The 4,497-nt window shown below is 51.8% G+C and carries 4 protein-coding genes and 1 pseudogene; 3 read left to right on the top strand and 2 right to left on the bottom strand.

All coding sequences use genetic code 11. From position 1 onward, the window contains the following. Positions 1 to 420, top strand: a pseudogene (locus RIFP1SYM_RS15875) (integrase core domain-containing protein); the annotation flags it as partial. 89 nt (positions 421 to 509) lie between these two features. Here the strand turns inward: RIFP1SYM_RS15875 and RIFP1SYM_RS15880 are convergent. Further along, positions 510 to 1,208, bottom strand: a complete 699-nt coding sequence (locus RIFP1SYM_RS15880; RefSeq protein ID WP_005966746.1) for an ABC transporter ATP-binding protein — start codon at positions 1,206 to 1,208, stop codon at positions 510 to 512. An 8-nt stretch (positions 1,209 to 1,216) separates the two neighbouring features. Continuing rightward, entirely contained in the window at positions 1,217 to 2,695 is a 1,479-nt protein-coding gene (locus RIFP1SYM_RS15885; RefSeq protein WP_240992153.1) for a tetratricopeptide repeat protein, read from the bottom strand. 422 nt (positions 2,696 to 3,117) lie between these two features. Here RIFP1SYM_RS15885 and RIFP1SYM_RS15890 point away from each other — a divergent pair, with 422 nt between their 5' ends. Together RIFP1SYM_RS15890 and RIFP1SYM_RS15895 are read left to right on the top strand one after the other, a co-directional pair. Continuing rightward, entirely contained in the window at positions 3,118 to 4,083 is a 966-nt protein-coding gene (locus RIFP1SYM_RS15890; protein WP_005966751.1) for a glycosyltransferase family 2 protein, read from the top strand. Between the two features lie 41 nt (positions 4,084 to 4,124). Further along, positions 4,125 to 4,497, top strand: a 373-nt coding sequence (locus RIFP1SYM_RS15895; RefSeq protein ID WP_039960818.1) for a glycosyltransferase, incomplete at its 3' end; no start/stop codon positions are given.

Raw genomic sequence — 4,497 nt, forward strand, 5'->3', positions numbered from 1 at the left:
CTTCAATCGTGAGGCCTTAGCCATTGAGGTGGATCTGAATTTGCCTGCCCATCGTGTCGTGCAGGTGCTCGACCGCATCGCCGCGATCCGAGGGTATCCAGCCCAATTGCGGCTGGATAACGGCCCTGAATTTATCTCAGTACGCCTAGCCGAATGGGCTGAAGAACATAAAGTAAAACTGGAATTCATCCAGCCAGATAAGCCAACTCAAAACTCGTTCATCGAGCAATTCAACCGTACGTATCGCACTGAGGTGCTGAATATGTATAATTTTCGCCGCCTGTCAGAGATCAGAGAAATCACCGAGCAATGGTTTTCTGAGTACATGCAAACAGGCCTCATCAGTCATTGGGAAAGATGTCACCGGTCGAATGCCGACTTACTCACTACCCGGAAATCTCTAAATTACACAGGCACTAATCTGCGGGAGGTTTACAAGAACTCGCAATAGCTAAGGTGCTGGCGAGCCACGGGCATTTACTGGGTACGCCAGTTAATGGGATGTCACGCTAACTTGTAGCTAGCTTTTCTTCATAGATCTTCAGCACTTCGTGTGGTTCGCCGGTTGTATAACTTACACCATCGTGAATCAGAACAGCTCTTTCGCATAATCGGGCAATCTGCTGGTGGGAATGTGACACTAATACCACGGTCTGTTGCGAGTGAAGCTTGGCGACCATCGTGCGTTCCGCTTTCTGTCTAAAATGTTGATCACCAACCCCTAATACCTCATCAATCAACATCACATCTGGGCATATAATGGTGGTTACTGAAAACCCCAGACGTGCACGCATGCCGGTTGAATAAGTTCTCACTGGCTCAAAGAAAAAGTTCTCTAGTTCGGAATATTCCTGTATTTCACCCAGTCGTGCTTCAACTGCGCGCCGTGAATAGCCCTGTAGCATACCGCTGAGAATCGCGTTATCACGACCACTAAGGTTTGCATCGAAGCCCGCTTGCAGCGCGAGAAGCGAGACAGATGCACCTCGATTAATTATCCTTCCATGATCCGGTTGGATGATGCCAGAGATGATTTTCAGTAAAGTGGATTTGCCCGCACCGTTGCGGCCGAGAATCCCGAGCGTTTCGCCCGGGTAAATGTCGAGGTTTATTGACTTTAATGCTTCAAAATAGCTCTTTTGGCGGAATACGTTGCCGCTACGCTTGTAGCGTACGCCAACATCTTGTAGTGAGATAAGCGGTTTCATCAGTTGTGTTATTCCATAACTATCCGCGGATAGATATAGCGCAGTCGTTTATAGGCGAAAATCAGGAATAAGCCGGTTACCAAACTACCCAGTCCCCAGCATATAAGTGTAAAAATATTCGGCATTATTCCATCTATGAGAATTTCGCGGTAGCTCTTGAGTAGGAAGGCAACAGGGTTGAGAAGGAACAGCCCCTGCCATTCTGGTGAGATGCTTCGGTAGTCGTAGAAGATGCCGGAGAGAAACATAAGGAACGTAAGTCCAGTCGGTACCAGATAAGCAAGATCACGGGCAAATGGGATGACTGCCGCGACTGCGCAAGCAAAGGTCGTAGTTATCAGTGCTTGAACAATAATGACGGGCAGCAACAACCACCAATTTATATTTGGTGGGTGCCCTTGCAGCCATACAAAACCGAGAAGCAGTATAAATACTGGGATCTGCTTGAGGCTGGCCTGTAACAGGCTGATCAGCGGGAATACTACGGATGGAAGGCCAACCTGTAACATGAGATTTTGACCCGCCAATATACTGTTGCTGCTTCCACTGACGGCCTTCATGAACCACATCCAGGGAATCAAACCAGTTAGGAGAAAGGTGGTAAAGCCTTCGCCGCCGCGCTGTAGTAAAATCCCGAACACTACGTAATATATAAGCATGTGCAAAAGTGGTTCCAATATCCACCAGCCATAGCTGAGGTAATTGCGGTGAACTTCGGAGCGGAGATTGAATAAGGCCTTGACCCAAATTAGTTCAAGTAGTCTGGCAATACCTGCTGAAGAGTGCCCTTGTTTTGCTGGGGCAGGATGTGCGGACCCGTTGTCGAGAATCTCGGTACCGTATTGATGAAGCAAAAGCAGTTGCCGTGCCTCTTTGTATTGGCCAAGTTGGCGTGCGGCTTCGGCGGCGCGCAGATAACCTACGGGCAAATTCGGAAAGAGTTCACGTAGCATGGCCCAACGATTTTTGGCTGTCTCCCACTGGCCCAAGCGCATTGCTAGCTCAGCATATTGAATGAGGGGGCCGGGTTGGCTTGGAGCACATTGGCAGGCTCTTTGATAGAGTGAGCTTGCCTGCTCTAGCTTGCCACATTCCTCGGCACATTGAGCGGATTTTATCCATGCCTGTAGGTTGTCGGGGTGTTTTTCGCGAGCTTGTTTCAACAAAGCTTCGGCTTCCTGCCATTCTTGCCTGCGCATGGCAAGAGCAGCGAATGCTATCAAGGAGTTGGGATGGTTTGAGAACTCTTTTTTTGCGTGGGATAGCAGTATTTCGGCTTCGTTGAATTCTCCGGCCTCGATATGGGCTATGGCGCCCTGAAACCAGCTGGCGGGATGTTTGGGATAAGCTTTTCGAAGCACCGCCCAGCGTTGGGTAGCCTCCGACCAATTTTTTTCCCTCATCGCTTGGCGGGGCCATTCGAAAACGTGCTCGGGTGAGGGTAGTTTGTTTTTGGCAGATTGTGCGACTGATAGTTTTGATTCCATGACGATGATGTGACTACTGTCAGCTTGTAAGGGCACCAATGGCTTATTTTGGGAAAGTTCAACGGGTTTAGTATGTGAGGTTCTTAGTTTTGAGCTGGATCACAGGAGAGGAGGTGTCAGTAAGCTCTGTTTGATTACTCTGGTGAGGCTGTGCCGGTAGAGTGCGGCGCTATGCTTTTTGGTGAGATGTGCTTTCGGTAGGCCTGTATGACAGTGGTATGATGTCAAAGGGTGTTGCCGCTTGCTACCTCTATGGTTGTTGGGTGCCGAATAGGCTGTTTGAATCACTATTGTACCTAAATCTGCGGAACAATCGCGAGGCTTCTGTCTGGGCCTGGCCAGTGGTAGGCGAATGTGGTGGTGAAGGTCGGTGATTACGGTGTGTTCGACCTACTAATAGAACCCTTTATGGAGGTGGTTCAATGCGCAACAATGTTGCGGCACTGGTTGTCAATTGGAATTCATGGGATCAGTTGGCGTGCTGTCTGGAGGCTCTCTGCGATCAAGCACAAGCCTTCAAAAAAATCATTGTCGTTGATAACGCCAGTACCATGCATGACAAAGCGTTTGTATTGGGGTGGGAAGGTCGTGTCGAGTTTGTCCAGCTCCCAACCAACCAAGGCTTCGCCGGTGGCAACAATGCGGCTCTGCAAACCCTGACGGACTGCGACTGCGTCGCCCTCATCAACCCGGATGCCTACCTCGAACCAAACTGGTTGCTGCAGATGCTGGCTGCCGCGGAGCGCCACCCGGAAGCCGCCGCGCTTGCTTCCAGTCTGGTAATGGCGGACAGTCCGGATACTTGGGATGGCCTGGGTGATGTCTACCACATCAGCGGTCGGGTCTGGCGCGATGCGCATGGTAAATCCCGGACATCTCGTCCAGCCAGTGAGCAGGAGATCTTCAGTCCCTGTGCTGCTGCCGCCCTCTATCGCACCGAGGCGTTGCAGCGGGTTGGGCTTTTCGACGAGGATTTCTTCTGTTACGTGGAGGATGTGGATCTCGGCTTCCGCTTCAGACTTGCCGGTTACCGTTGTATGCTTGTGCCCGATGCCGTGGCCCATCATGTGGGTTCGGCCACAACTGGGGGGGAACGGAGTGACTTTGCCGTCTATCATGGGCAGCGCAATTTGGTCTGGGCGTTCGTGAAGAACATGCCTGACCCGCTTTTCTGGCTGTTGTTGCCTCTGCATCTGTCAATGAACCTGGCTGCGATTCTGCTGTTTGCCCTGCGTGGCCAGGGGCGGCTGGTGCTACGTGCCAAATGGGATGCTATCAAAGGCCTGCCTGGGATCTGGCGCAAACGCCGGCTGGTCCAGGCGGGGCGGGTGGCCTCAGTCGGCGAAATCTGGTACGCATTGAACAAGCGCCTGCTGCCGCTGCGCTGAAGATGGCTGATTCTCCAGAGCTGCGAAGGGCAGAATGTGGCATGGATCTGCCACCAGTCTCGCTGATCATAGTCAACCACGACGCAGGGCCGATGCTGGCTGGCTGTGTCGCCACCAGTCTAGGGCAGGTCGAGGAGATCATCGTGGTTGACAATGCCTCATCAGACAACAGTCTGATTCTTCTCAGCGAACGATTCCCCAACGAATCACGCCTCAAGCTGATCCGTAATCAGGAGAATCTTGGTTTTGCGGCAGCCTGCAACATTGGTCTGAATTGGTCATGTGGACACTATCTGATGTTTCTGAACCCAGACTGTCTGCTTGAGGCCGGCTGCGTGGAGCGGCTGGTCCAAGTGCATGAATCGGATCCGGATACCGGGATGGTCGGTGGCCTGCTGCTGAACCCAGAGGGGA

The organism is endosymbiont of Riftia pachyptila (vent Ph05) (assembly GCF_000224455.1).
In the GTDB taxonomy this organism is placed as follows: Bacteria; Pseudomonadota; Gammaproteobacteria; order Chromatiales; family Chromatiaceae; genus Endoriftia; species Endoriftia persephonae.

Coding starts and splice junctions, on each gene's coding strand:
- RIFP1SYM_RS15885 (WP_240992153.1), bottom strand. CDS start 2,695: ATGGAATCAAAACTATCAGTCGCACAATCTGCCAAAAACAAACTACCC.
- RIFP1SYM_RS15890 (WP_005966751.1), top strand. CDS start 3,118: ATGCGCAACAATGTTGCGGCACTGGTTGTCAATTGGAATTCATGGGAT.
- RIFP1SYM_RS15880 (WP_005966746.1), bottom strand. CDS start 1,208: ATGAAACCGCTTATCTCACTACAAGATGTTGGCGTACGCTACAAGCGT.